A 26,521-nucleotide genomic window follows, 5' to 3' on the forward strand; every position below is an offset into this window, starting at 1 on the left:
TGCTTCTTTTTGGCGATTTTGCGATCCGCGTGGAGAATTGTCTAATTGATTGCAGAGATGGTGCGATAGGTCGTATTTATCACGATAAGTATAAAAATGTGACGTTGGTCAAAAATTGTTCGCTGAATATCCCCATTAAGGCAGCATCCCCGGACATGCAACGCATACTTAGCCCGTGATAATGACAGCGGGAGAGACGGATGAAAGCGTTTGCCAGTAAAGTCCATGCCTTCGGTAAAGCCCTGATGATGCCGATTTCGGTGATTGCCGCCGCCGGGATTTTCTTAGGGGTTGCGGCCGCGTTGCAGAACCCGGTGATCACCGGGGATGCCTTTGCCAGCTTGCAAATACCGCAGCTGATCATTGGGTTTATCCGCAAAGTGGCCGGGGCGTTGTTTGCTAACCTGCCGCTGTTCTTTGCTGTGGCCAGCGCCATTGGTCTGGCGAAAGCGGAGAAACCCACGGCGGCCTTTGCCTCGGTGATTGGTTTTATCGCTATGCACGTAGGCATCAGCGCCACGCTGGCAGCGCGGGGTCTGACGGCGGCCACGACAACCGCCGCCGCCTTGCAGCAGCAGGGGATGGATCAAACCACGGCAATGATGACCTCCGCGGAATTTATCCCGATGCTGGGCATCTTCACTTACAACATGAGCGTGCTGGGTGGGGTGATTGCCGGGCTGGTGACGGTAATGATTCATAACCGCTTTTACACCACCGAGCTACCGACGGCGATCAGCTTTTTTGGCGGGCGACGCTTTGTCCCGATTGTCACCGTGCTGGTGCTGCCGCTGGTCGGCGTCTTGCTGGCGCTCATCTGGCCGACGATCGGTGCCGGGATTGCCTGGGTCGGAGAACTGATAGGTGAGAGCGGACAGTACGGTGCGTTTCTCTACGGCACCAGCGAACGGTTGCTGATCCCCACCGGGTTGCACCATATCCTCAATGAGACGGTGCGATTTACGCCGATTGGCGGTATTGCCACGGTCGACGGGCAGACCATTGTCGGTGCGCTGAATATCTTTAATACCTCGCTGACGCACCCGGGTTCCGTACCGGATGCCACGGTGCAGGACGCGACGCGTTTTCTGGCGCAGGGAAAAATTCCGGTGATGATGTTCGGCCTGCCCGCTGCCGCGCTGGCGATGTATCACTGTGCGCGTCCCGAGCATAAGCAGAGGGTGAAAGCGCTGGTGCTGGCCGGGGCGCTGACCTCCTTTACCACCGGAATTACGGAGCCGCTGGAGTTTTGCTTCATCTTTGTTTCCCCGGTGCTTTACCTATTTAATGCGTTGCTGAGCGGCCTCTCCTTTATGCTGATGTCAGTCCTGCATCTGATGATTGGCAATGTGCAGGGCGGCGCTATCGATCTGGTGGTCTTCGGCATTCTGGGGGGCAGTAAAACCGCCTGGTGGTGGAGCGTGGCGCTGGGGCTGATCTATATCCCCATCTACTATTACGGTTTTCGCTTCGTCATTCTACGGATGCGTGTCGAAACGCCCGGGCGAGAGTCAGAAGAGGCACCTCAGGCCGTTAAGGTGACGGGGGATGAACGCACCCGCATCATTATCAGCGGGCTGGGCGGTGAGGCCAATATAGAGGATGTCGATTGCTGCTTTACCCGCCTGCGGGTGAGGGTTAAACAGATGAATGAGGTGGTCGATCATACCCTGATGAGCACCGGTGCCAATGGCATCAACCGCGTCAGCGACCACGATGTTCAGGTGATTTATGGGCCGCAGGTGGAAAAAATTGCCAATGAAGTGAAAAGTGCGTTGGGTCTGGCCTGAATGGCCCGGTATGATAGCGCCTGAGAAATGGCGCTAAGCTGCCGATAACACTGCGTAAATCTTAATACGCTGACAGGATTCACGTGCATGGACAAGATTAAAACGACGGTGGTACTGCTCTTGCCGCTGCTGTTGCTTGTAGGTTGCAAGCAACAGGAAGATGAAGGTATTACCAAGAAAATCAGAAACCTGTCTTATCTATATCAGTTTGAAGCTATCCCTGGAAAACTGAAGAGCACCCATCAGACGATTTTCGAGGATAACGGTGAAAAGCGTTATGATGGGGTGTTTAATTTCGATAAAAACGGCTGCGTGACGGATTTTGAAGTTACTAATCTTGATATCGGCAGCATCAGCGCGCGGCGGGAGAAAGACCAGCTCATCGGAGAGGAAAATGGTAAACCCCTGGTCCTTAAACTGGACAGCGAGTGTAACGTGCTGTCCAAAACCAGCGGTAATTTTACCATTGATATCGCCTACAACAAGCAGGGACTGATTTCCGGACTTTCCTCCCGCCAGTCCGATTTTCGCGTCGCGCTGACCTATGATGCACAGGGCCGCCCGATTGGACAGAAAGCGTTCAGTGGCGATCGTCAGATTTCAGAAGGCGTACAAAACTACGCGTCAGACGCCGGCGATAAACCCTCTGATTCCGTCACGAAAAGCACAACGCCAGACGGCACCCGGGAGACCACCACCCGCTGTGAATATCAGCAGGCTGTGCCTGTCAGCTGCGTGTTCACGGTGAAAACCTCCACAAGCGACACAGTGACTGAACGCCATGCAAAGCTCACCAGTGAGTTTTATTAGCAGCAGCCCGCCCATCGGGATACGCGTTCACACACTAACGAAGACAGCATCACGCCTCATTATGAACAAATCTTACTAAACTGACAGGACTCACACTGCATGGATATGATGAAGACAACGCTGGCGCTGCTGTTGCCCGCGCTGCTGCTTACAGGCTGTAAGAATGAAGAACCACAAGGGGTATCGACAACGGTCAAAAATATGTCGACGCTTTTTCGCTTCGAACCCATCCCCGGAAAGCTCAAAAGCACCCATCAGACGTTGTTCGATGCCAGCGGTGAGAAACAGCACGAAGCCACGGCCCGCTTCGATCAGCAGGGCTGTCTCACCGATGTTATCGTGACCAGCCTCTACGTAATTAACGACCGCAAAATCCACTCGAATACCAGCCTGCGGCGGGACAAAGACACGCTGGTCGGTGAGGAGAACGGTAAACCGGTATTGATGAAACTGGACGGCAAGTGCAACGTCGTATCAAAAACCCGCGGCAATTCTACGCTGAATATCAGTTACAACGACCGTGGGCTGATTTCAGCTTACTCTTCCATCCAGGATCCTCTGCGCATTGACATAACGTATGACGAGCAAGGGCGAATGGTCAGGCAGAACATAAGGGAAGGGGCTCGTCTGATCAGCGATGACAAGCAGACATTTGCTACGACAGAGGCGGATAAACGGCTGGATGGGGTGATGCTCACCACCTACCCGGCCTCGACCAGAGAAATCACGACGCGCTGTGAGTATCAGCAGGGCGTTCCCACTTCCTGCCGCTATAAAATTAAAACCTCGCCCGGTGATAACGTCATTGAACGCCAGTCGACGCTGGTCAGTGAATTTTATTAGCAGCAGCCCGGCCGTCGGCACCCGCGTTCGCACACTAACGAAGACATCATCATAATGGACATTAAACAGCTCATCTATTTATGTAACCTGGAGCGAGAGCGCCACTTTGGCCGCGCTGCTGAGGCCAGCTTTGTCAGTCAGCCCACGCTTTCCATGCGTCTGAAAAATCTGGAGCGTGAGCTGGGGCTGTCGCTGATTAACCGCAGCAATAACTTTGATGGTTTTACGCCGGAAGGGGACCGCGTGCTGTCCTGGGCGCGGGAAATCGTTTCGGTGTATCAGGGGCTCAAGCTGGAAGTGGAGTCACTCAAACACGGCGTGAACGGTACGCTGCGTATAGGCGTGGTGCCGCAGTGCAGTATTTCGCTGCCTGTGATGCTGAAAGCGATCAGCGATCGTTACCCGCAGCTCGACTATCGTGTGGCGGTACTGAGCGCCGATCAGCTGCTGGATGCGCTGAACAGTCATACGGTGGATGTGGGAATTGGCTTCTTTGAGCTGGCTACGCTGCGTGAGCTGCATTTCCAGGCGGAAACCCTTGACGATAACGGTATTGAGCTGCTCTATCATCCGCAGCATTTTCCCCAGTTACAGGGCGATGAGCCGCTGACACTGAAAGAAGTGGCCGCGCTACCGCTCTGCCTGGCTGAACAGACGCGCTATTTCCGCCGCTATATTGACGGGCATTTTCGTGATGCGCAGCTGACCCTGCGCGTGGTACTGGAAACCACATCCGTCTTTCAACTGCTACAGGGTGTTCAGGTCGGATTGGGATGTCTGGTCTCGCCGGTCGGGCATCTGATTGACGGCATGACCAGCGGGTTGCAACGCCGACGGGTGGCGATGCCGCCTATGTCCCGACAGGGGGCTGTGGTGATTGCTGAACCGGGGCGCGCGACGCCGCTGGCCCAGCATTTCTTTGATGAAGTCCGGCGCTGGTTAAAGCACTAGCGCTATTCGCCGCGAATACCTAATCCTTGCATCAGCCGGTTACCCCAGCTGGCTGCCGCCACACTCAGAATGATATCGAATATCTGCGCACTGGTCAGACCCGCGTCTTTCAGCGGCTGAATATGGGCGGCATTCACTCTTTCTGGCGAACGTGTCAGCTGCGCCGCCAGTGACATCACCGCCTGTTGCGAGGCATTCGCTTCACTCAGTGCCTGCTCCACACTCTCCTCTAATGCCGTTCGCCATTCACTGCCTGCGGCATAACGTTCAAAACAGCTCACGCTGCCATTGATACGTGAAGTAACGGCCGCAGCCAGCGTGGAATCGACGCTGCTGCGCGCCTTCTCCAGCTGGTTGATCAGACGGCCCCAACCATAAAGCGCTTTGCCATCATGGGCAAACAGCCACGCGCCTGTTTCAAGTTCGGCCAGTGGCTGGCAGAAGGTGAGTGCTTCCAGTTGTTCCGGCGCTGCGTAGCGTAACTCCAGCGGCGGTAACGCAGGGCGCCAGGCTAGCGGTTGCAGGAAGTGCTCGCGGGTGGCATCCGGCGGAATGGTCACGCCGGGCATCCAGCGTACGGGCAACGCCATCAGGGCATGGACCCCGGCGACAACCCGAGCCTGATAACTCACAAAACCGACAATCTGACCGAGCGTGATAATATCCGGCGCGCTCAGGCCGACATCGTCAAGCCGCTGTACGGAGAGGGCATCAATCAGCGTTGGCTGGCTGGCAAGCTGGCGGGCATATTCGGTGATTTGTGTCAGGCGATGATTGCTCTCACGTGATGAGTCTGGCCCCGGAAGCGGATTAAGGCGTGCAGCATAGTGATTGCACAGACGTTGCACCCCGGTCACCTGCGCCACCGTCAGCGCACTGCTGAGCCGATCGTACAGTGTCAGCGTATGGCTCAGGGTGGTGCTGAGTTCCGATGGGAACAACAGTTGATAGAGATCGCGCGAAGCCAGCAGTGCGGGTTGCACCTGCTGTAATAAGGTGTTCAGTTCTCCTTCTGCCTGCTGCGCCAGACCCAGCAAAAACCGGTCTTCAATAGTGGCAGCTTCAGGCATCAGCGGTGCACGCTGGGCGGGCAGGCTGGTCTGGGTTTCATGATACCAGTGGTTGTTGCCGGTAAAGCGGCGCTGTTCCATGATCATTCCTTTTCGGGTTCAAAGGCTCGCCGGGAGGGCGCCAGGAAAAGGCACCATGACCAGCGGGCCTGAATGTCATGGGTATCCTGGCGTAAGCCGCAACACGTTAGAAATAATGATCTGTACTATCAAATAGCTGAATGGCATATACCTATCTGGGTGACCGGAACTGTAGGGGCCGATCATTTTTCCGATCGGCCCGTGTTGATGATGTGCACTGTTCTGGCTGACCGGAACAGAAGGTCAGCCACTACACGTGAGGGGGCAATATTTCGTGATAATACTCAGCGGTCTCTGCGCCAGGCATCAGCCGTCAGGGCTTCACCAAAATGGCTGGAGATAAGACGTTTCGTCAGATCATGCAGCGGGCAGGCCAGCACATCGGCGGTACTGCCGCGTTCGACCACTTCGCCCTGGTGCATCACCAGCACCTGGTCGCTAATATGTTTCATCATCCCCAGGTGCTGGGTGACGTAAATATAGGCGATGCCGTGTTTATCCTGCAGTTCCAGCATCAGGTTGATCAACTGAGAGCGCATCGACATATCCAGTGCCGCCAGCGCCTCATCGGCAACAATCACTTTTGGCTGTAAGATCAGGGCGCGTGCCAGACCGATACGTTGCTTCTGACCGGGGGCCAGCATATGGGGGTAGTAGGAGGCGTGATCGCGCAGCAGTCCGACCTGGCGCAGTGTGGCGATAATGCGCTTCTCCCGCTCGGCGGAATTCAGATCTGTGTTCAAACGCAGTGGAAAATCGAGGATTTGGCTGATGCGCTGACGCGGGTTCAGCGAGGTTGACGGGTCCTGGAAAATCATTCGAATGCGCTGGCTGCGGTAACCGTAATCACCGTACTCCAGCGCATGGTCGTCAATCACGATCTCTCCGGCCGTCGGCGCGACCATGCCACTGAGCATTTTTGCCAGTGTCGACTTTCCTGAACCGTTCTCGCCAATTATCGCCAGCGTCTGACGCTCCTGCAACGTGAAGCTGATCGCCTTGACCGCCTCAACGTGCTGCCGCCTGAACAGCCCGGTGCGGTAGCGATAGGTTTTGCTCAGATTGCGCACTTCCAGCAGTGTATCAACCATTACTGACTCTCCATATTCAGTGGGAAGTGGCAGGCAAAAAGATGGCTTTTGCTGCCCGTCAGGCGCGGTGTTTCAATACAGGTTTTTTGCGCGTAAGGGCAGCGTGGGCCAAGACGGCAACCAATCGGCAGGTGTTCCAGTGAAGGAATGGCACCCGGCAGCGTATTCAAACGGCTCTTATGCGGCAGCGAACGACCAAAATCCGGCATGGCGCGGATCAGGGCCTGGGTGTAGGGATGGTGCGGCGCCGTAATCAACTCTTCGCTGACGGCGGTTTCCACCGTCTGTCCGCAGTACATGACGTTAATCCGATCCGCCCAGTGGCTGAGCATTTGCAGGTCATGACTGATCAGCAGAATAGTGGTGTTGTTATTCTGGTTCAGACGTGACAGCAGGCGGAAAATCTGCGCCTGCGTGGTCGGTTCCATGGCGTTGGTTGGTTCATCGGCAATCAGCAGGCGCGGCTGATTGGCCAGCGCAATCGCAATCATCACTTTCTGGCATTCACCATCCGTCAGCTCGTAAGGGAAACTGCTCATGATGTCTTTATGATCTTTAATGCCCACGCGGTGCAGCAGCTCAATGGCGCGGCGGTGACGCCAGCCAAAGCGCTGATACCAGCGGCCTTTCCATGTCCAGCCGGGGATCGCCTGTTTTAACTGGGTGCCGATACTTTCCGATGGATCAAGGCACGACTGCGGCTCCTGAAAAATCATCGACACGTTATGGCCGACGATCTTACGACGTTCACGCGGCGAGAGGTGCAGCAGGTCGATATCATTAAAGCGCATACGGTCAGCGGTGACGCGCCAGTTATCATTCGTGACGCCACAAATCGCTTTGGCAATCAGACTTTTTCCTGAGCCGGACTCCCCCACAAGGCCGCGAACCTCGCCTTCCATCAGCGTCATACTCACCCGATCCACGGCTTTCACAGGCCCATCGGCCGTCATAAATTCAATGGTCAGGTTACGAATATCGAGTAGCGGCATTATTCAACTCCCGCATCGATGGCACGGCGTACACCGTCACCCAACAGGTTAACGATCAATACGCTCAACATAATGGCTGCACCGGGTAACATCACGGTCCAGGGCGCAACATAAATCAGTTCCAGCGAATCGCCCAGCATGGCGCCCCATTCTGGCGACGGCAACTGTGCGCCAAGATCGAGGAAGCCGAGAGCGGCAATATCGAGAATGGCCATCGATAGGGCGCGGGTAAACTCCGTCACCAGCAACGCCAGAATATTGGGCAGAATGGCGTACCACAGGATATCCAGACTGCTGGCCCCATCAAGGCGCGATGCTACCACATACTCTTTTTCCAGTTCGTCATGCACCGCACTGTAAATAGCGCGCACCAGACGCGGCAGGATGGCGAGGTACACCGCCAGCATGGCATGTTCCAGCCGCGGCCCGAGAAACGCGACGACGATGATCGCCAGCAGCAGAGAGGGGATCGACAGGAGTGTATCGAGCACGTGGTTAAGCGCCGCAGAGCGCAACCCGTGGGTCAGGCCGGCCAGCACACCGAGCACCATGGCGCAGACGGAAGCCACCAGGGTGACGACAATCGCCGAGCCAACGGTGGGGGCAGCACCGCTCAGCAGGCGGCTTAACAGGTCGCGGCCGAGGTCGTCGGTGCCGAGAAAGAACGAGACATCACCGTAATGTGACCAGGACGGTGGCAGCAACTGATAGCCGAGAAATTGCTGATCAAGCCCGTAGGGGGCGATCAGGCCGCCAAAAATGCACAGCAGCAGCACGGCGATAAACGCATAGAAGCCGATCATCGCCGTGGTGTCACGGTAGAACAGCCCCCAGGTATGACGCAGGGGGCTGGGCGGTCGCTTCTCAGCGTAAATATTATCGGTGGGCATGAGTTTTCACTTCAATTCTTCTGGGTGTGTTGTCGTCTGCTATGGTTTTTTGATTCATATCATAACCTTAGTCTGCATCATCCCTTGATCGTCTCGTCATGTCAGTTTTTTTATCTCAGGTGACCGACAATTTTTACGCTGCAGGCTGAAAAGCACAGCCTGTCACGATCAGCATAGGCGATTATCCTTCGATATCACTGTCGCAAGCAAGGGAACTCCGGCAGCAAATTATCCTCCTCACGGCACGAATGCTTCTCGGGTCTTATCGGTATCTGTTTCGGTCGAACGGTAGCCGTTTTAGTCGCCGCGTGCCGATAGTTTGCACAATCGAGCAGTCATCAAAAATAATCGTTCATTGTTTCATCCATGGTAATTATCTTGTCAATATGGGAAATTAACTTCTTTCATTTTCACAACAGATCGATTGTGATCGCTAAGATGAAATAGGCCCCGAAACAGGGCCCGGTTTTTTACTCTTTTTCGCGCATATAGTCAGCAGTAGGTACTGAGTATTCACGGGGAGTGAAAGGCTGCGGTTCACCATCTACCATTCTGAATTCAGACACAACATAGCGACGTATCATCATTGTTTTCGTGGGTGACATTAGAGCAATGACAACGTTTATCTCACCGTATACTGGGAATTGATAGTAATCCCTTGGGATGCAAAAATTATTTTTAGAAATGGTTAAGGCGGGTAGCTGCCTGCTGAAACCAGACATCTCGGGTGCATCTCTATCTCTGATTGCGAGGTAGTCGACATAATAATTATCAGCATTTTTAATCTGGAAGCATAACCCATTATTCACTCTGAATGCCTCGCCGACCTCATATTGAGGTAGCTGTTCCCCTAATAACCCACACCCAGTAAGCAAAGGGAAAAACAGGGTGGTAAATAGTGATTTTTTTATTGTCATTAACGGATTCATGGGAATGCCCTTAACGTATATTTATACTGCTGCATTAACTCCTCAAAAGATAAGTCATCACAGTTAGTACATAATCTATTCATTCTCCAGTTAGTATGCCCGTTGAATTGTGTAAGGAGATAGTAATCTGCAATGATTGATGCCTGCTGTTCCATACGATAGGTACTCAGTGGCCAGCTGTCTAGAGCATATTTATAGGGCGCAGCCCAGCTTATCAGCCCCCTTAATTTAACATTCATACCGTGCTGAAACTGCCATACGTGAGACAGTTCATGAATGAAGGTGTGCTGATACAAAAAGTGAGTCTTTGAATAATCAGAACTGTAATACTCTCGAAGGTACATCTCTCCATTGGGTGACATTGATGCTCTTTTAAGTTGCAAACCAAAAGGCAGATAACTTCCTTTATGGATCCATACCTTAGGGTAATTAATCGTGTCACGAAAAATCTCTCGCGCCATTTTAATCTCGCCTGGCGTCATCAGGCGCAGACTGCCATCCTTAGTATCCTTATCAAACATCGTTAATCCTTGGTTCATCCGTGATTCATTCCTGGCAAGCATAGCAAATACACTTTGTACTAAACAGGTTGTGAGGTGTAATTTGCCTGGTGTGTCACGTTGGCCTTCAATGACCGGAAAAAAGAAGGGGTAACTCGAAAGGGGTATACCCCGCCAGCTTTAAGACGTAGCGGGATATTTACATAGCGGCAGTCAAACGAATTTAATATTGCGGTGCTCAGATTAATGAGTTGAACAACGCATAAGCACTATTGTTATTAACGCAGCGCATACCACTCTTTATGCTTCAGCGGATTGGTCATGGCGCCTAAAATATCGGAAAGCACGTTAACGGCAATCACCAGGCTGCCCACTACCATCACGCCTGCGGAAATAGCGGCATAGTCCTGTTGGCGAATGGCATTAATCAGCCAGCGCCCCAGTCCTGGCCAGCTGAATACCACTTCAGTGATCATCGCCAGCGTCAGCATGGTCGAAAATTGCAGACCCAGGCGCGGGATCACGGGTGGCAGGGCGTTGTGCAGGACGTGACGGCGAATAATGGTAAACAGTGACAATCCGCGTGTGGCCGCCGCTTTCACATAGTTCTGCTCCATGACTTCACGGGTGCTGATACGCAGCAGACGAATCACTTCTGTGGTGGGGGCAACGGCCAGCGCCGTTACTGGCAACACCATATGTTTCAGGGCGCTAATAATCATTTCATGACGCCATGGCGAATCGGTGATCCAGGCATCAATCAGGGCGAACCCGGTAACATGCTTGACCGGATACAGCAGATCAAAACGACCGGATACCGGAAGCCAACCGAGATTCAGTGAGAAGAACAGCGTTAACAGCAATGCCAGCCAGAATACGGGTAATGAAAATCCAAGCAACGCCACGGCGCTAATCGCTTTATCCTGCCACTTATTTCGCATCACGCCTGCGGCAATACCCAGTGGTATTCCCACCAGCAGTGCCACACTGAATGCCATAAAGCAGAGTTCGAGCGTGGCCGGAAACACCTCACTCAGCTGCAGATTGATCGACTGGCCGTTAATGCTGGAAACGCCAAAATCGAGCTGTAAAATCCCTTTGAACCAGAACAGCCAGGCATCCATTAAAGACGCGCCCTGCAGCGGTGCATGTGGCGTAAAGTAGCTCAGGCTGAAGCCGAGCAGCGTCAACATAAACAGCGTAACGGTAAACAAAACCAGACGGCGTAGCGTATAGATAATCACGGTGATTTCTCCTCGCCGCCATCGCGGTAAACACCGGCAAATGAGGCATTGCCAAACGGGCTGAGTACCAGCCCTTTAATATCGTGGCGATAGGCCTGCAATCGGAGAGAGTAAGCCAGCGGCAGAACCGGTAACTCCTGAGACAGCATCGCCTGGGCGCGATCGTAATAATCAATGCGGTTTGCCAGCTGTTGCGACAGCAGCGCCTTGTGCAACAGCTCATCAAAGCCAGAGTGGCACCAGTGCGCATAGTTAGTCTGCGAGGCAATCGCCGCGCAGCTTAGCAGCGGACGGAAGAAACTGTCCGGATCATTACTGTCCGTTGCCCAGCCGGTCAGCGTCAGGTCATGATTCATCTCCATGAGTCTGGCCTCCTGGAAACGGCCTTCTACCTGCACAATTGTCACCCGTACGCCAACCTGCGCCAGATCCGCCTGAATCAACTCGGCGGTTTTCAGCGGACTGGGATTCCATGACTGGGATGCCGAGGGTACCCACAGATTGAGGTGCAAATCTTCAATGCCCAGTGCTTTCAGCTGATCGCGGGATTTTTGGGGATCGTAGGGGGTCACGCGCGCATCGGTATCATAAGCCCAGGAAGCACGTGGCAGAATGGATGCCGCAGTTTCCGCGGTACCGTAATAAATCGACTCCATCAGACGTTCGTTATTGATCGCCAGCGCCAGTGCCTGGCGGACCTCAGGGCGATCAAGCGGGGCTTTACGCGTGTTGAATGCCAGATAGGCAATATTCATCCCCGGACGTAGCGTCAGGCGTAGGCGTGGGTCATCGCGCAGGATAGAAAGCTGGCTGGCGGCAGGGTAGGCCAGCACATCGCATTCGCCGGTCAGCAGTTTGGACAACCGCCCGGTACCGCCCGCGCTCATATCAATCACCACCTGTGACATGCGCGGCTGGCCCTTCCAGTAGGCGTCGTTACGCTGCAGGCGCACATACTGCCCGGCGTGATAATCGTTCAACATAAAGGGCCCGGTGCCGACCGGTTCACGATCCAGCTGCTCCTGACGGTCCACTTTAGTAAGTTGGTCTGCGTACTCGGCCGACAGAACTGGCGCGTAGTGTGTTGCGAGATGCCAGAGGAACGAGGCGTCCGGGCTGTTAAGACGGATTTCGACGGTGTTTTTATCGATCTTTTTCACGCTCTGCACGGCGTCAGAGAACTGAAGGCTGTCAAAATAGGGATAGCTGCCGCCGTTCACGTTATGCCACGGATGCTGGCGATTAAACACCCGTTCAAAGCTGAACACCACATCATCAGCGTTCATGGTACGGGTTGGCGTGAACCACGCAGTATGCTGGAAGGGCACTTTTTGGCGCAGATGGAAACGGTAGGTCGCGCCGTCGTCCAGCACTTCCCAGCTTTCAGCCAGCTCCGGCATCAGCCGATAGGTGTAAGGATCAACATCGAGCAGGCGATCGTAAAGCTGGGCGGCGAGGGTATCCACCACCAGCCCACTACTGGCCATCTGCGGATTAAACGTATTCATGACGCCATTGACGCAATACACGAAGCCACTCTGGCGAATATCACCAGGCGTGGATGACCATACAGGGGTACTCAGCGCGCTAAGGCTGAGAAGCAAAGTCGAGAATAATTTGCGCATAACTCTTCTGAAAATTCAGGCAATAAACAGAGTGTACCGCACTCGGAGGCTGCACCCAAAGTTTGCGAGGGCGAGTAGAAGAAAAATGCCCACAAGCCGTTAAGGGGTGTTAATAATAAGCCTGAACTTGTTATGGAAATGAGAAAGATTCTCAACAAAATGCTTTACAGACCGGCTTGAGAATGATTATTATTCCCCTGCGCTTCAACGGTGGCTCTACCGTGGAAGAGCACGACATTGCTCACATTGCTTCCAGTATTTTTAGCCCGCCTTGAGCGGGCTTTTTTTTGCCTGATTTCCCGGGCCTCAATCCTCACTGACATTGATATCGTGTTTCTTTAGCATGGCGCGCAGCTGATGATAGGTCACGCCCAGCAGCTCGGCAGCCCGGCGTTGATTAAAGCGAGCCTGAGTCAGCGCTTTCTCTACCAGCATTTTTTCCTGTTGATACTGCCAGTGACGTAAATCAAGCGGCAGGGCGGGCAGCGCATCATCACCCTGTGGTTCTGTCGTGACGGCAGGTTCCACGCGCTGGAAGGGGTTAAGAATGATGTTGTCGAGCGGCTCCTCGATGCTGGCATGGCGATAGACCGATCGCTCCACCACGTTTTTCAGCTCACGTACGTTACCCGGCCAGCCATAGCCCAGCAGGCGTTGCTCCGCTGCAGGGGTAAAACCCGGAAACAGCGCCAGGCCCAGTTCACGGCACATCTGAATGGCAAAATGCTGTGCCATCACCAGGATATCGCTACGGCGTTCGCGTAGCGGCGGCAGTTGCACCACATCAAACGCCAGCCTGTCGAGAAGATCGGCGCGGAATTTTCCCTCGCGGGCCAGCAGCGGCAGATCGTCATTGGTGGCGCACACCAGCCGTACGCTGACCTGCAACGGCTGACTGCCGCCAACGCGCTCCAGTTGCCCGTATTCAATCACGCGCAGTAATTTCTCCTGCACCAGCATCGGCGCCGTTGCCAGTTCATCAAGAAACAGCGTGCCGCCATCGGCACGTTCAAAGCGCCCCAGATGGCGCTTTTGCGCGCCGGTAAAGGCGCCGGCTTCATGGCCGAACAGTTCTGAATCCAGCAGGTTTTCATTCAGTGCGGCGCAGTTCAGCGAAATAAACGGCCCCTGCCAGCGGTCAGACAGGTAGTGCAGGCGGCTGGCAATCAACTCTTTACCTGTGCCGCGTTCGCCGATGACCAGCACGGGCTTATTTAGCGGTGCCAGACGGGAAACCTGCTCCAGCACATCAATAAAGTTATTCGACTCGCCAAGCAGGGTATCAGGGTTTTCACTCATCATTAATTTCACCAAGTGTTAGTGATAAAAACCACTCTAGTCGCTGCATGCCATCCTGTAAAGCCACGCACTCATTGAAAATCAATAAGATAAAAACTGGCACGCCTTTTGAATAGTGTTATGCAGTAAGAACAACAGACACTAACTCAAGAGGATTTTGATTATGGGTATTTTTTCCCGCTTTGCCGACATCGTGAATGCCAATATCAACTCGCTGCTGGAGAAAGCGGAAGATCCGCAGAAGCTGGTGCGCCTGATGATTCAGGAGATGGAAGATACGCTGGTTGAAGTTCGTTCGACCTCAGCCCGCGCGCTGGCAGAGAAGAAACAACTGCTGCGCCGTATTGATCAGGCTGAAAGCCAGCAGGCAGAATGGCAGGAGAAAGCCGAACTGGCCCTGCGTAAAGACAAAGACGATCTCGCCCGCGCTGCGCTGATGGAAAAACAGAAACTCACCGATCTGACCGCCTCATTGCAGCAAGAGGCCAGCCAGGTTGAAGAGAGCCTGACCCGCATGAAAGGGGAAATTGGTGAACTGGAAAGCAAACTGAGCGAAACCCGTGCCCGTCAGCAGGCGCTGACGTTACGCCATCAGGCGGCCTCTTCTTCGCGTGATGTTCGCCGTCAGCTCGACAGTGGTAAAATTGATGAAGCGATGGCGCGTTTTGAATCGTTCGAACGCCGCATCGACCATATGGAAGCTGAAGCCGAAAGCCACAGTTTCGGTAAAAAGAAAACGCTGAACCAGGAGTTTGCTGAGTTACAGGCTGACGATGAAATCAGCCAGCAGCTGGCCGCGTTGAAAGCTAAAATGAATCGCAGTGAGTAACGGAACTGGCCACGGCAGTGGCCAGAACAGTTAAGCTTAACCTTCAAGGAACGTGAATGAGTGTCTTCATTATTGCCTTACCCCTGACGTTGTTTCTGCTGTTCGTCGCGCCGATCTGGCTCTGGCTGCATTACACAAAACGCCAGAACGGTGGGGCGGAACTGTCGCAGAACGAACTGCAACGGCTTCAGCAGCTGACCCAGGACGCACGCAAAATGCGTGAGCGTATTCAGGCGCTGGAAGCCATCCTCGATGCCGAGCATCCTCAGTGGAGGCAGCCATGAGTCAGAAGAAACTGTACTGCATCCCTGAGCAGGGGAAGCTCAAAGGTGTCTGCGCAGGGATTGCCGACTATTTGGGTGTTCCGGTCTTACTGGTGCGTGTGATTGTTATCATGTCGCTGTTTTTCGGTTTGTTTTTACTCACCATCGTGGGCTATCTGCTGCTGGCCGCGATACTGCCGGATATGCCGCCGAGTGAGCAGGGCCGCGACAAACCACTCAGCGCACATCAGCTGCTGGATGAGCTGAGCACCGAGCTGAACGGTGGCGAGCGTGAGCTGCGCGAGGTGGAGCGTTATGTCACCTCGGAAACCTTTAGCGTGCGCAGCCGTTTCAGTCAGCTGTAATCTTCCGGTCCTTTTTCAGGAGTCATATTATGCGTCACTGGCAGCCCCATCCGCGCCTGAAAAAGGCCGGGAAATTTATTCTCATCAGCGCCATCACTTACGGTCCGGCCGGATTAAGCGGCTGGGCGGTGAAATCGGTGGCTCGCAGGCCGCTGAAGATCCTGCTGGCCTGGGCACTGGAACCGTTACTAAAACGCGTGATGCGCCGGGCCACCGCGCGCTGGGTGAAGCCCTTACCCTGAGTCAACATACCCGTCATACTTCAAGTTGCATGTGCGTTGGCTTCACTCAGTCACCCGAATCACATACTCGAGTAAGCTCATCGGGCCGCCTTCATGCAGCTCGAATTATTTTGGGTATAAAGCAGCAATGGCATGAGGATGTTACGATAAGGAACACACAACAATAAGGTGCCAACGCCACAGATGAAACGACTACAACATGAATTGCTGTCGCTGGTGAATCGCGGCGCGGATCGCCATCTGCGCCTGGCGGTCACCGGATTAAGCCGCAGCGGAAAAACCGCTTTTATTACCTCGCTGGTGAATCAACTTCTTAACGTCAATTCCGGTGCTCGCCTGCCGATGTTTTCGGCCGTGCGTGAACAGCGGCTGCTGGGCGTGAAACGCGTACCACAGCGCGACCTCGGTATCCCCCGTTTTACTTACGATGAAGGCGTGGCTCAACTCTATGGCACACCGGCGGCCTGGCCAACGCCCACCCGTGGCGTGAGTGAAATTCGCCTGGCGCTACGCTACCGTTCGCAGGCATCACTGCTGCGCCACTTTAAAGAGACCTCCACGCTCTATCTGGAGATCGTCGACTATCCTGGTGAATGGCTGTTAGATCTGCCGATGCTGGAACAGGATTACCTGAGCTGGTCGCGTCAGATGACGGGCCTGTTACAGGGTGACCGGGCCGAATGGGCGCAGCAGTGGCGCCAGCTGTGTGAAGGGCTGGACCCGCTGGCCCCGGCGGATGAAAACCGCCTGGCCGATATCGCCGCCGCCTGGACCGAATACCTGCAGCGCTGTAAACAGGAAGGCCTGCACTTTATCCAGCCAGGCCGCTTTGTGCTGCCCGGTGACATGGCCGGCGCACCCGCCCTGCAATTTTTCCCCTGGCCCGAGGTGGCAGAAGGGGGAGAGACGCGCCTGGCGCAGGCCGATGCGGGCAGTAATATCGGCACGTTGCGCGCCCGCTATCAGTATTATTGCCAGCACGTGGTGAAGGGGTTTTATAAAAATCACTTTCTGCGTTTCGATCGCCAGATCGTGCTGGTGGACTGTCTGCAACCGTTGAACAGCGGGCCGCAGGCGTTTAACGATATGCGCCTGGCGTTGACCCAACTGATGCAAAGCTTCTCCTACGGCCAGCGCACGCTGTTTCGCCGTCTGTTTTCCCCGGTTATCGACAAACTGCAGTTTGCTGCCACCAAATCCGACCATGTCACCGCCGATCAGCACGCCAATCTGGTGTCGCTGCTCCAGCAACTGGTGCAGGATGCCTGGCAGAATGCGGCGTTTGAAGGCATCAAGATGGACTGCATCGGCCTGGCCTCCGTGCAGGCCACCCAAAGTGGCCGTGTTGATCACCAGGGCGAAAGCATTCCGGCACTGCGCGGGCACCGTCTGTCCGATAACACCCCGCTGACGGTTTACCCCGGTGAAGTGCCTCCGCGCCTGCCGGGCCAGGCATTCTGGCAGGATCAGGGATTCCATTTTGAACAGTTCCGCCCGCAGGATCTGGATGTTGACCGGCCTTTGCCGCATATCCGGATGGATGCCGCGCTGGAGTTTTTACTGGGAGATAAACTGCGATGAACGCACCCATTAAACCAAGAATTGATTTTGCCCAGCCGCTCAGTGACGAACCGGCGCCTGTTTTACGCCAGCAGCAGGCGTTTGCTGAGCAGCAGACTACTTTTGTGGCTACAGAGCCAGAGCTGGATGTTGAACCGGAAGGTGCCGGTGAGCTGGCGGTGGAAGCCGCACTGCGGCCGAAACGCAGCCTGTGGCGCAAGATGGTGATGGCGGGTCTGGGTCTGTTTGGTGTCAGCGTAGTTGCTCAGGGCGTACAGTGGGCACACCAGGCATGGATCACCCAGGACTGGATCGGCCTCGGCGGCAGCGTGGCGGGCGGGTTGATTGTTGCGGCAGGGGCCGGATCGCTGATCGGCGAATGGCGCCGCCTGTATCGCCTGCGTGAAAGGGCGGAAGAACGTGACGTGGCGCGTGAACTGCTGGCCAGCCACGGCAGCGGTCAGGGCCGCGCTTTCTGCGAAAAGCTGGCGCAGCAGGCGGGGCTGGAGTCCGGTCACCCGGCCCTGCAACGCTGGCAGGCCTCGCTGCATGAAACGCAAAACGATCGTGAAGTGGTCGCACTGTATGCCCAACTGGTGCAACCGGTGCTGGATCGGCAGGCACGGCGTGAAATCAGCCGTTATGCCGCTGAATCGACGTTGATGATTGCCGTCAGCCCGCTGGCGCTGGTGGATATGGCATTTATCGCCTGGCGCAATCTGCGTCTGGTCAACCGCATTGCTGCGCTGTATGGCATTGAGCTGGGTTATTTCAGTCGGCTGCGGCTGTTCCGCCTGGTGCTGTTGAACATCGCTTTTGCCGGTGCGTCGGAGCTGATCCGCGAAGTGGGCATGGACTGGATGTCACAAGATCTTGCCGCCCGACTTTCCACCCGCGCCGCACAGGGGATTGGAGCCGGGCTGCTGACCGCCCGGCTCGGGATTAAAGCGATGGAGCTGTGCCGCCCGCTGCCGTGGCTGGAAGGAGATAAACCCCGCCTTGGTGATTTCCGCCGTGAGCTGATAGGGCAGTTAAAAGAGAGCGTGCAGCGCAGCGGGAAGGACAATCCATAAACAGACTGTCAACTTTTCATGACAGAACACTTCTGGCCTGACGAGGGATAGCGTATTATCCATCAATACGCTCCGCACTGTGATAATAAAGGTTAAAACGCATGCGTCTTGAAGTTTTTTGCCAGGATCGAATCGGTCTGACCCGTGAACTGCTGGATCTGCTGGTTGAACGCAGCATCGATCTACGCGGTATCGAAATTGCCGCCATTGGCCGCATCTATCTTAACTTTTCCACCGTCAGCTTTGAGCAGTTCAGCCAGCTGATGGCGGAAATCCGCCGCATTCCCGGCGTCACTGACGTGCGTACCGTCTCCTATTTGCCCTCAGAGCGTGAACATCGCGCACTGAGCGCGCTGCTGGTCGCCCTGCCTGATCCGGTGTTCTCCATTGACCTGAAAAGCAAAGTGGAACTGGCGAACCCGGCGGCCCAGGCCCTGTTTTCCCTTAATGAAGAGAAGATGCGCAATTACAGTGCCGGATCGTTGATCGCCGGTTTCAATTTCCAGCACTGGCTGGAAAGCGAACGCATTGAGGCTGAAGCGCATCACGTTGTGTTGCAGGGGCGTGACTTCCTGATGGAGATCACGCCGATCTATGCGCAGGACGAAGATACGGCGGCCCCGAACCCGGTCGGCGGCGTGGTACTGCTGAAATCCACGGCGCGCATGGGCCAGCAGCTACAGAATCTTATCGTGAACGATGACAGTGAATTCCAGCACATTGTTGCCGTCAGCAGCAAAATGCGCCAGGTGGTGGATCAGGCACGAAAACTGGCGATGCTGGATGCACCCCTGCTAATTGTCGGCGATACCGGCACCGGAAAAGATATGCTGGCCCGCGCCTGCCATCTGCGCAGTGCGCGCGGCAAAAAACCGTTCCTGGCGTTGAACTGTGCCTCGCTGCCGGATGATGTGGCCGAAAGTGAGCTGTTCGGACATGCGGCGGGTGCGTACCCCAATGCGCTGGAAGGGAAAAAAGGGTTCTTTGAACAGGCCAGCGGTGGCTCCGTGCTACTGGATGAGATCGGGGAAATGTCACCCCGCATGCAGACCAAACTGCTGCGTTTCCTCAACGATGGCACTTTCCGCCGCGTCGGCGAAGAGCACGAAGTTCATGTGAATGTGCGGGTGATCTGCGCCACGCAGAAAAACCTGATGGAGCTGGTGCAGCGCGGTGAGTTCCGCGAGGATCTGTTCTACCGTCTGAATGTGCTGACGCTTAACCTGCCGCCGTTGCGTGATCGTCCACAGGACATCCTGCCGCTGACCGAAATGTTTGTCGCACGCTTTGCAGATGAGCAGGGCGTACCGCGGCCAAAACTCTCCGCACAGCTGAATGCCTTCCTGACCCGTTACACCTGGCCGGGCAACGTGCGCCAGTTAAAAAATGCGCTGTATCGCGCACTGACGCAGCTGGACGGCTATGAGCTGCGTCCACAGGATATTGTGTTGCCTGAATATGCGATGGAGATGCCGCTGGGGGATGATGCGATTGAAGGGTCGCTGGACGATATCACCAGCCGCTTTGAGCGCTCAGTATTGACCCGGCTTTATCTCTCTTATCCCAGCACGCGCAAACTGGCAAAACGCCTGGGTGTCTCGCACACCGCGATTGCCAATAAGTTGCGTGAATATGGCTTGAGTCAGAAAAAGAGCGATCCTGAATAAGGGTTAGCGCGTTTCGCGCAGGTAATCAATCAATGCCCTGAGCGGCGTGGGCACCACCGTATTGCCGGGATAATAGAGTGAATAGCCGGCAAACGGGGGTGTCCAGTCACTGAGGAGCGGCACCAGCTCACCGTCTGCTATCGCCACGTCCACCAGGGCGCCGAACAGATAGCTGATGCCCGCCCCTTGTTTCACGGCGGCAACCAGTAATTCCGGCTCATTGACTCTCAAGGGGGCTGCGATATCCACCTCCAGCCTTTTTCCGTTCTTCTCAAACTCCCATCGCCACGGTGTACGATCGGACGGGCGAAAGTAAGAGAGACAGCGGTGCTGGTGCAGTTCCGCAGGATGCTGTGGGCATCCGTTTTGCGCCAGATACGCAGGGGATGCCACCACGTGCATCTGCACATCGCCTCCCAGTGGTACGGCAATCATATTCTGGTGCAGTTTTTCCCCCAGCCGTATCCCCGCGTCATACCCTGCGCTGACAATATCGATCAATCCCTCTTCTGACACAATTTCCACCTCAACCTCAGGGCAACGTGCCATAAACCCGGCCAGTTTAGGGGCCAGCAGATGCAGCGCTGCCAGCCGGGGAGCATTGATACGCAACGTGCCTCTTGGGACGTGACGGTGGCTGGCAAGGTCGGCTACCGCCGCATCCAGTTCGGCCAGCAGCGGATGCAACCGGGCAATCAGCGCTGCACCGGCTTCCGTCGCAGCAACACTGCGCGTGGTCCTGTTTAACAGGCGAACGCCGTGGCGCTGTTCCAGAGATTTGATGGTCTGGCTGAGTGCCGAGGGTGTCAGCGCCAGGCGAGCGGCAGCACGGGCAAAATTGCCGCATTCCGCAATAGCCATCAGCGCGCGCAACTCCATAAATTCACTGCCACGCATTCTGTCTTTCCTGCTTAATACTCCATAAAGATTAAACAGTATTATTTAATAACCCGCTCAGTGCCAGACTCTCCTCTCTAAAAACGAGGAGTGAACCATGAGTTTTAAGCAGCAACGCATCCTGATTACCGGCGGCAGCAGTGGTATTGGTCTGGCGGGCGCACAGCAATTAGCCCGTGAAGGGGCTGAGCTGATCGTTACCGGCCGTAACCCACAACACCTGGCAGAGGCAGCCCGGTTATTACCGGCGGAAACCCGGGTACTGCGTTCGGACAATAGTAAACCTGACGATCTGACGGCATTAGTTGAGTGCGTGAAACAGACGGGGCCGCTGGATGGACTGTGGTTGAACGCGGGTTATGCCGCTGTGGCATCCTGCCATCGGCAAGACCAGACGTTTTTTGACGCGATGATGGCGGCGAACGTGCGTGGCCCGGTATTACAACTCGCTGCGCTATCCACTTACCTGAAACCGGGGGCCGCCGTGGTGGTAACCGCCTCGTCTTCGGCCTATGAAGGTGCGGCGGCAACCAGCATCTATGCGGCGACTAAAGCCGCGCTGATAGCCTTAACGCGCTGCTGGGCAACGGAACTGGCGGCACGTCAGATTCGGGTTAATTGTCTGGTGCCTGGCCCCATAAGCAGCGAGTTGCGTAGCTTCCTGCCCGCGGATCAGCGTGACGCATTTGAACAGGGCGTGCTGGCACAGGTGCCGTTAGCGAGGATTGGGCGTGCGGAAGAAGCAGCGGCGGTCGCGCTATTCTTACTGTCAAACGCGGCGAGTTATGTAACCGGGAGTCAGTACTGCGTGGACGGGGGATTGCTGATGCGTTAGAGCAGGCCACAAGGGCCTGCCCTGAAACGTATTATTTCAACGCTGCCAGTGCGGCATCGTAGTCTGGCTCAGTGGTGATCTCATTCACCAGTTGGCTGTAGATGACGTTATCTTTTTCATCCAGAACCACAACCGCGCGCGCAGTCAGTCCGGCCAGTGGGCCGTCAACGATTGCCACGCCGTAGTCCTTTTTGAAGTCGCCGCCACGCAGGGTGGAGAGGGTGACCACATTGCTCAGGCCATCGGAGCCGCAGAAACGTGACTGGGCAAACGGCAGGTCTGCTGAAATACACAACACAACGGTGTTATCAACATCACCCGCCAGCTGATTAAATTTACGCACGGACGTGGCACACACGCCGGTATCAATGCTTGGGAAGATGTTAAGCACTTTGCGTTTGCCCGCATACTGGGACAGGGAGACATCGGAGAGATCTTTGGCCACCAGGGTGAACGACTTTGCTGGCTGGCCCGGCGCTGGCAGTTGCCCGTCAACGGAAACCGGATTGCCCTGGAAATGTACGGTCTGAGACATAATCTATCCTTTTAATGTTAATGGTGTTTAACCTGCTTCAGTGTATGCCATGCTGAAGCAGTGAGACAGTATAAATGCGACACAATGTGCTGGCATCAACTCAGATTAAGGATTGAAGCATGAGATCAGTGAAGACTTACCCGGAAAGCTGGCCGTTACATTCGCCGTTTGTGATCGCACGCGGTGCCCGCAATGAAGCGGGTGTGGTGGTGGTTGAACTGGAAGAAAATGGCATTAAATCCATCGGTGAATGCACGCCTTATGCACGATACGGCGAGAGTGAAGCCTCGGTGCTGGCGCAGATTACCGCGTTGTTGCCTGCGTTGCAGCAGGGGCTGACCCGGGCAGAGCTTCAGCAGCAGCTGCCTGCGGGGGCCGCGCGCAATGCGATCGACAGTGCCCTGTGGGATCTGGAGGTGGCGCGTGGTGGGCAAAGCCTGTGGCAGTTAACAGGAAGCCATGCACCTGCGCAAATCACGATGGCGCAAACCGTGAGCATCGATGTACCCGAAATGATGGCCAGCAGTGCTCTGGCGCTATGGGAGAACGGGGCCCGATTACTGAAAATTAAACTCGACGATCATCTGATTACCGAACGTCTGGTGGCGATCCGCAGTGCCGTGCCACAGGCCACGCTGATTGTCGATGCTAACGAATCCTGGCACAGCGAGGGGCTGGCGGCCCGCTGCCAGTTGCTGGCTGATCTCGGCATCGCCATGCTGGAACAGCCACTGCCTGCGGCTGACGATGCCGCGCTGGAGAACTTTATTCACCCCTTGCCGATCTGCGCGGACGAGAGCTGTCACACCGCAGACAGCCTGCCTGCGCTGCACGGACGCTATGAGATGGTGAACATCAAACTGGACAAAACCGGGGGCCTGACGGCCGCGCTGGAACTGGCACAGGCCGCGCAGGCACAGGGGTTTGCCATTATGCTTGGCTGCATGCTGTGCACCTCACGCGCCATTCGCGCCGCGCTGCCGCTGGTGCCGCAGGCGCGTTTTGTTGACCTTGATGGCCCCACCTGGCTGGCGGTGGACGCCGAGCCTGCTTTGCCGTTTAGCTGCGGACGCATTGAGCTGTCACGGTTGCCAGTAGAGTAAATCGACCAGCGCCCCCAGATAGCGTTCGGTCGCTTCATCGGCGGCAATCGGTGGGAATTCGGCGGTGATGCAGGGCAGGTTGATATCAGCACACCAGCTGCCAAACGAGCCTGGCGTGGCATAACCGACGCTGGTGACCAGCGGCAGGCCCGTTTTGGCCGCCAGCCAGTGCCCCAGTGGGCTGCTGTGCGGATCTTCAATACAGGCCAGCGGTTCATGGAAGGTGACAATCCAGGCCGGGGAGAGCTGGTGAATCAGCTGGCAAAGTGACTTTGTTTCCGGTTCGGAAGCAGCATGCTCACCGGTGGACAACAGCACATCGCGTTCCTCGGCCACGCTGTTCCAGCGGTAAACCGTGTCGCCATGCTGCCAGTTGGCAGCAGGAAAGTTTCGGTTAAGATCCACGCCATTGGCGTTGGCGCGCAGCCCGAGCTGGCAACCGTCCGGGTTTACCGCGAGCACCACATGATGCCGACGATGGCTATCCTGCAACGTGCGCATGGCGCAGGAGAGAGTGACCACCGCAGCGGTTTCATCGCCATGCGTACCGGCAAGGATCAGCCCGCTGTCATCGTCCGCCAGCGGGGCCGGGAACCAGAGCAGCGGTGCGCCCAGCACGGACTGTCCATACTGTTGCGTGGGGGCATCCAGACGACCACGCAGAGGCCGGGGGTGAAGTAATGACATGGTCCTGCTCCTGAGAGAAAGTTCTGCGCTAAGCCTGGCACATCACCCGCTGCGGTTCATCATAAAAACACTGTTTCGTAGTGTGCAATTTGCGTTAGAGTGCCAGCAGTACAAAAAAAACCGCCGTTTCGCTGACAGGTAAGGATATCTCCATGAGGACATCATCATCTTTTGCGCTGGCTGCTTTAGCGCTATGTATCAGCTCAACTTCGCACGCTGCCGACGTTCCGGCAGGGACTCAACTGGCCGCACGACAGGAAATTGTTCGTCATATTAAAGATGAACCGGCCTCGCTGGACCCGGTGAAAGCGGTCGGTTTACCTGAAATTCCGGTGATCCGCGATCTGTTTGAGGGGCTGACCAACCAGGATGCCAGCGGGAAAATCATTCCCGGCGTGGCGACGGCCTGGCAGACCAACGATAATAAAACCTGGATTTTCACGCTGAGAAAAGATGCCCGCTGGTCAAATGGTGACACTGTCACGGCGGCGGACTTTGTATACAGCTGGCAGCGCCTGGTTGATCCGAAAAACACCTCAACCTTCGCCTGGTTTGCTGAGCTGGCCGGAATTGAAAATGCGGGTGCCATTGTGAAGGGCGAGATGAGCCCGGATAAACTGGGCGTCAGCGCCATTGATGCCACCCATCTGAAAGTCACACTCGATAAACCGGTGCCTTATTTTGTCAGCCTGACGGCCAACTTCAGCCTGTTCCCGGTGCCGCAAAAGGTCATTGCGCAATATGGCGATCAGTGGACGCGTGCGGGCAATCTGGTCGGTAACGGGGCGTATCAGCTGAACAGCCGGGTGGTGAATGAGAAGGTCGAACTGGTGCGTAATCCGCACTACTGGGATGATGCACATTCGGTACTGACCAAAGTGACCTTTGTGCCGATCAGTGAAGAGTCCAGCGCGACCAAACGTTACCGCGCCGGGGATATCGATATTACCGAGTCCTTCCCGAAAGAGCTTTACGGGCTGCTGAAGAAAGAGATCCCTGCAGAGGTCTACACACCTGACCAGCTCGGCACCTATTATTATGCATTCAACACCCAGAAGGGCCCGACCGCCGATGTGCGCGTGCGTCAGGCGCTCTCCTGGTCCATTGACCGTAAAGTCATTGCGGAGAAAGTGCTGGGTACGGGTGAAAAACCTGCCTGGCATTTTACGCCGGATGTCACGGCAGGTTTTACCCCGAAAGCCAGCTTTATGCAGCAGCACAGTCAGGCAGAACTTAACGCGCAGGCCAAAGCACTACTGGCGGCGGCGGGTTATGGTCCCACGCATCCGCTCAATCTGACGCTGTTGTATAACACCTCGGAAACACACAAGAAGATCGCCATTGCCGTGGCCTCCATGTGGAAGAAAAACCTTGGGGTGAATGTGAAACTGCAAAACCAGGAGTGGAAGACTTACATTGATAACCGTAACAGCGGGAATTTCGATGTTATCCGCGCTTCCTGGGTGGGGGATTACAACGAGCCTTCGACGTTCCTCAGCCTGCTGACCTCAACGCATAGCGGTAATATCGCCCGCTTTAAAAGCAGCGAATATGATGCGGTGCTGGCGCAGGCCAGCCGTCAGACCAATGACAAAGCGCGTAACGACGACTACAACCGTGCTGAACAGATGATCGCCGGGCAGGCTCCGATTGCGCCGATCTATCAGTACACCAATGGTCGGTTGATTAAGCCTTATGTGAAGGGGTATCCCATCACCAATCCGGAAGATGTTGCTTACAGTCGTACGCTGTATATTTTGAAGCACTGATAGATAGCGAGCGCCACGTCTTAAGGTCAACGGCTTAAGGTCCAGGTCAAGGACGTTGACCTGGACCTAACCCTGGCCACGCCCCCTAACATAACCAATACCCACGAAAAGCAGCAGTTAACGCTGCTGCTTCCGCTATTGAATCGCGCACGTTACGTGCACAATGTTACCATTCTGTCTGAAACGGTAATGATGATGAAACTGACCCCTCTGCTGGTACTCTCGCTGTTGCTCAGTGGCTGCGCTTTGAAGCAATATCCTGATTCTCCCCCGGTCAGCGCCGTGCAGGCCGATCAGCTGGATTGCCAGGGCGTACAGCAGCAACTTGCTGAACAACAAAAGGTCCAGCAGGATATCGATAAAACAGGGGAGTTTGACGCGTTGACGGTGGTCGGTGCCGCCATGGACTTCGGTATTGGCAACGGTATTGCGAAACATCAGGCGCAGAAGCAGGCGACAGAGCGCGAACAACAGTTACAACAGCTGGCCGCAGCGAAGTGTTCGCGCGCCAGTTAAGATACAAATGGTAACAAACCGGGAGATCTGTCACAGATTGGCAGCCTGGTGCTTGAGACGCGCGT

General features: G+C 55.5%; 27 protein-coding genes. 15 read left to right on the plus strand and 12 right to left on the minus strand.

The window, feature by feature from the left end; all coding sequences use genetic code 11:
- Positions 1-200 precede the first annotated feature (200 nt).
- The 4 genes from WH279_RS15495 to WH279_RS15510 all read left to right on the plus strand — a co-directional run bounded on the left by WH279_RS15495 (position 201) and on the right by WH279_RS15510 (position 4,394).
- The gene (locus WH279_RS15495; RefSeq protein WP_339457624.1) at positions 201-1,790 is read left to right on the plus strand and encodes a PTS transporter subunit EIIC; all 1,590 of its coding nucleotides are present in this window, start codon (positions 201-203) and stop codon (positions 1,788-1,790) included.
- A gap of 87 nt (positions 1,791-1,877) precedes the next feature.
- Positions 1,878-2,600, plus strand: coding sequence for a YnfC family lipoprotein (locus WH279_RS15500; RefSeq protein WP_167864633.1), 723 nt, complete (start codon positions 1,878-1,880; stop codon positions 2,598-2,600).
- Positions 2,601-2,699: 99 nt separating this feature from the next.
- On the plus strand, positions 2,700-3,443 hold the full coding sequence (locus WH279_RS15505) for a YnfC family lipoprotein (protein ID WP_200642105.1): 744 nt from the start codon (positions 2,700-2,702) through the stop codon (positions 3,441-3,443).
- 54 nt (positions 3,444-3,497) lie between these two features.
- Positions 3,498-4,394, plus strand: coding sequence for a LysR family transcriptional regulator (locus WH279_RS15510; RefSeq protein WP_339457625.1), 897 nt, complete (start codon positions 3,498-3,500; stop codon positions 4,392-4,394).
- Between the two features lie 2 nt (positions 4,395-4,396).
- Here WH279_RS15510 and WH279_RS15515 read toward each other — a convergent pair whose 3' ends face one another.
- From WH279_RS15515 to pspF, 9 genes are all read right to left on the minus strand, one after another.
- Entirely contained in the window at positions 4,397-5,545 is a 1,149-nt protein-coding gene (locus WH279_RS15515; protein WP_339457626.1) for a CMD domain-containing protein, read from the minus strand.
- Between the two features lie 284 nt (positions 5,546-5,829).
- Positions 5,830-6,636 (minus strand): putrescine export ABC transporter ATP-binding protein SapF, encoded by an 807-nt coding sequence (sapF, locus tag WH279_RS15520; RefSeq protein WP_339457627.1) that lies wholly within the window; start codon positions 6,634-6,636, stop codon positions 5,830-5,832.
- A complete protein-coding gene (sapD, locus tag WH279_RS15525) occupies positions 6,636-7,628 on the minus strand; it encodes a putrescine export ABC transporter ATP-binding protein SapD (protein ID WP_200642101.1) in 993 nt (330 codons plus the stop codon). The genes sapF and sapD overlap by 1 nt, the downstream gene beginning before the upstream one ends.
- The gene (gene sapC / locus WH279_RS15530; RefSeq protein WP_133845060.1) at positions 7,628-8,518 is read right to left on the minus strand and encodes a putrescine export ABC transporter permease SapC; all 891 of its coding nucleotides are present in this window, start codon (positions 8,516-8,518) and stop codon (positions 7,628-7,630) included. The genes sapD and sapC overlap by 1 nt, the downstream gene beginning before the upstream one ends.
- 470 nt (positions 8,519-8,988) lie before the next feature.
- On the minus strand, positions 8,989-9,447 hold the full coding sequence (locus tag WH279_RS15535; RefSeq protein WP_339457628.1) for a putative T6SS immunity periplasmic lipoprotein: 459 nt from the start codon (positions 9,445-9,447) through the stop codon (positions 8,989-8,991).
- Positions 9,444-9,986, minus strand: a complete 543-nt coding sequence (locus tag WH279_RS15540) for a type IV secretion protein Rhs (protein WP_339457629.1) — start codon at positions 9,984-9,986, stop codon at positions 9,444-9,446. The genes WH279_RS15535 and WH279_RS15540 overlap by 4 nt, the downstream gene beginning before the upstream one ends.
- A gap of 239 nt (positions 9,987-10,225) precedes the next feature.
- On the minus strand, positions 10,226-11,191 hold the full coding sequence (gene sapB, locus WH279_RS15545) for a putrescine export ABC transporter permease SapB (protein ID WP_339457630.1): 966 nt from the start codon (positions 11,189-11,191) through the stop codon (positions 10,226-10,228).
- On the minus strand, positions 11,188-12,816 hold the full coding sequence (gene sapA, locus WH279_RS15550) for an ABC transporter substrate-binding protein SapA (RefSeq protein ID WP_339457631.1): 1,629 nt from the start codon (positions 12,814-12,816) through the stop codon (positions 11,188-11,190). Before sapA ends, sapB begins: the two co-directional genes overlap by 4 nt.
- Positions 12,817-13,122: 306 nt before the next feature.
- Positions 13,123-14,118 (minus strand): phage shock protein operon transcriptional activator, encoded by a 996-nt coding sequence (pspF, locus tag WH279_RS15555; RefSeq protein WP_339457632.1) that lies wholly within the window; start codon positions 14,116-14,118, stop codon positions 13,123-13,125.
- Positions 14,119-14,278: 160 nt separating this feature from the next.
- On the opposite strand from pspF, the gene pspA reads away from it, so the two are divergent.
- From pspA to tyrR, 7 genes are all read left to right on the plus strand, one after another.
- Positions 14,279-14,944, plus strand: a complete 666-nt coding sequence (gene pspA, locus WH279_RS15560) for a phage shock protein PspA (RefSeq protein ID WP_227536254.1) — start codon at positions 14,279-14,281, stop codon at positions 14,942-14,944.
- Between the two features lie 56 nt (positions 14,945-15,000).
- Positions 15,001-15,228 (plus strand): envelope stress response membrane protein PspB, encoded by a 228-nt coding sequence (pspB, locus tag WH279_RS15565; RefSeq protein WP_133845034.1) that lies wholly within the window; start codon positions 15,001-15,003, stop codon positions 15,226-15,228.
- Positions 15,225-15,572 (plus strand): envelope stress response membrane protein PspC, encoded by a 348-nt coding sequence (gene pspC / locus WH279_RS15570; RefSeq protein ID WP_200642094.1) that lies wholly within the window; start codon positions 15,225-15,227, stop codon positions 15,570-15,572. Before pspB ends, pspC begins: the two co-directional genes overlap by 4 nt.
- 29 nt (positions 15,573-15,601) lie before the next feature.
- Positions 15,602-15,814 carry a phage shock protein PspD gene (pspD, locus tag WH279_RS15575; protein WP_339457633.1) on the plus strand — a complete coding sequence of 71 codons (213 nt, stop codon included), beginning with the start codon at positions 15,602-15,604 and terminating at the stop codon, positions 15,812-15,814.
- 183 nt (positions 15,815-15,997) lie between these two features.
- Positions 15,998-17,395, plus strand: a complete 1,398-nt coding sequence (locus WH279_RS15580) for a YcjX family protein (RefSeq protein ID WP_200642093.1) — start codon at positions 15,998-16,000, stop codon at positions 17,393-17,395.
- Positions 17,392-18,447 carry a YcjF family protein gene (locus WH279_RS15585; protein ID WP_339457634.1) on the plus strand — a complete coding sequence of 352 codons (1,056 nt, stop codon included), beginning with the start codon at positions 17,392-17,394 and terminating at the stop codon, positions 18,445-18,447. Before WH279_RS15580 ends, WH279_RS15585 begins: the two co-directional genes overlap by 4 nt.
- 101 nt (positions 18,448-18,548) lie before the next feature.
- A complete protein-coding gene (gene tyrR / locus WH279_RS15590) occupies positions 18,549-20,114 on the plus strand; it encodes a transcriptional regulator TyrR (RefSeq protein WP_133845024.1) in 1,566 nt (521 codons plus the stop codon).
- A gap of 3 nt (positions 20,115-20,117) precedes the next feature.
- On the opposite strand, the gene WH279_RS15595 is transcribed toward tyrR, so the two are convergent.
- Entirely contained in the window at positions 20,118-21,011 is an 894-nt protein-coding gene (locus WH279_RS15595) for a LysR family transcriptional regulator (protein ID WP_339457635.1), read from the minus strand.
- Positions 21,012-21,108: 97 nt separating this feature from the next.
- Between WH279_RS15595 and WH279_RS15600 the strand changes: the two genes are divergently transcribed.
- Positions 21,109-21,846 (plus strand): SDR family NAD(P)-dependent oxidoreductase, encoded by a 738-nt coding sequence (locus WH279_RS15600; protein WP_339457636.1) that lies wholly within the window; start codon positions 21,109-21,111, stop codon positions 21,844-21,846.
- 31 nt (positions 21,847-21,877) lie between these two features.
- On the opposite strand, the gene tpx is transcribed toward WH279_RS15600, so the two are convergent.
- Entirely contained in the window at positions 21,878-22,381 is a 504-nt protein-coding gene (gene tpx / locus WH279_RS15605; RefSeq protein WP_339457637.1) for a thiol peroxidase, read from the minus strand.
- A 119-nt stretch (positions 22,382-22,500) separates the two neighbouring features.
- On the opposite strand from tpx, the gene ycjG reads away from it, so the two are divergent.
- Complete coding sequence (gene ycjG / locus WH279_RS15610; RefSeq protein WP_339457638.1) at positions 22,501-23,484, plus strand: L-Ala-D/L-Glu epimerase; 984 nt, start codon at positions 22,501-22,503, stop codon at positions 23,482-23,484.
- Here the strand turns inward: ycjG and mpaA are convergent.
- Complete coding sequence (gene mpaA / locus WH279_RS15615; protein ID WP_339457639.1) at positions 23,464-24,171, minus strand: murein tripeptide amidase MpaA; 708 nt, start codon at positions 24,169-24,171, stop codon at positions 23,464-23,466. The two genes, ycjG and mpaA, sit on opposite strands and share 21 nt — an antisense overlap.
- A gap of 152 nt (positions 24,172-24,323) precedes the next feature.
- Between mpaA and WH279_RS15620 the strand changes: the two genes are divergently transcribed.
- Both WH279_RS15620 and WH279_RS15625 read left to right on the plus strand, forming a co-directional pair.
- Complete coding sequence (locus WH279_RS15620; RefSeq protein WP_339457640.1) at positions 24,324-25,940, plus strand: peptide ABC transporter substrate-binding protein; 1,617 nt, start codon at positions 24,324-24,326, stop codon at positions 25,938-25,940.
- Positions 25,941-26,132: 192 nt separating this feature from the next.
- Positions 26,133-26,456 (plus strand): hypothetical protein, encoded by a 324-nt coding sequence (locus WH279_RS15625; RefSeq protein ID WP_200642161.1) that lies wholly within the window; start codon positions 26,133-26,135, stop codon positions 26,454-26,456.
- Positions 26,457-26,521 lie beyond the last annotated feature (65 nt).

This window comes from Erwinia sp. MYb375, from assembly GCF_037479175.1.
Lineage (GTDB): Bacteria > Pseudomonadota > Gammaproteobacteria > Enterobacterales > Enterobacteriaceae > Erwinia > Erwinia rhapontici.